Below are 847 nucleotides of genomic sequence, written 5' to 3' on the forward strand. Positions count from 1 at the left end.
GATCATGGATGCGCGCCGCCGGATCTCGGTCATCGAGACCCTCTTGTCCCTCGTGGGCCACGCGCTCGACGAAACCCCCGAGTAGCCCCCTTAGGAGCGTCCCCCGTATGCGGAAGATACTCGTCGTCGGGGCCGGCCAGTCCGGTCTCCAGCTCGCCCTGGGACTCCAGTCGCACGGGTACGAGGTCACCCTCATGTCCAACCGGACCGCGGACGAGATCCGCACCGGCCGGGTCATGTCCACGCAGTGCATGTTCCACACCGCGCTGCAGCACGAGCGTGACCTCCAGCTGAACTTCTGGGAGTCCCAGGCCCCGAAGATCCAGGGACTCGGCGTCTCGGTCGCCGCCCCCGGCTCCTTCGACCCGGGCCCCTCCCAGCGGGCCGTCGACTGGCTGGGCCGCCTCGACGGGTTCGCGCAGTCGGTGGACCAGCGGGTGAAGATGGCCGGCTGGATGGAGACGTTCGCCCAGCGCGGCGGACAGCTCGTCATCCACGGCGCCGCGGTCGGCGACCTCGACTACCTCTCCCGCGCCTACGACCTGGTGCTCATCGCCGCCGGCAAGGGCGAGCTGGTGCAGATGTTCTCCCGCGACCCCGAGCGCTCCCCGTACAGCACCCCGCAGCGCGCCCTCGCCGTCGCCTACGTGCACGGTCTCGGGCCGCGCCCGGAGCACCCGGACACCGAGGCGGTGCGCTGCAACCTGGTCCCCGGCGTCGGCGAGATGTTCATCATGCCGACGTACACCACCTCCGGCCGCGCCGACATCCTGTTCTGGGAGGGCGTCCCCGGCGGCCCGCTCGACGCGTTCGCGGGCGTCAAGGACCCGGCCGAGCACCTCTCCCT

The 847-nt window shown here is 71.1% G+C and carries 1 protein-coding gene and 1 pseudogene; both read left to right on the forward strand.

All coding sequences use genetic code 11. From position 1 onward, the window contains the following. Positions 1 to 85 (forward strand): annotated as a pseudogene (locus tag LPA54_RS33340) (ATP-binding protein); the annotation flags it as partial. A 22-nt stretch (positions 86 to 107) separates the two neighbouring features. After that, positions 108 to 847, forward strand: a 740-nt coding sequence (locus LPA54_RS33345) for a styrene monooxygenase/indole monooxygenase family protein (protein ID WP_306806576.1), incomplete at its 3' end; no start/stop codon positions are given.

Source organism: Streptomyces sp. DH12 (assembly GCF_020873895.1).
In the GTDB taxonomy this organism is placed as follows: Bacteria; Actinomycetota; Actinomycetes; order Streptomycetales; family Streptomycetaceae; genus Streptomyces.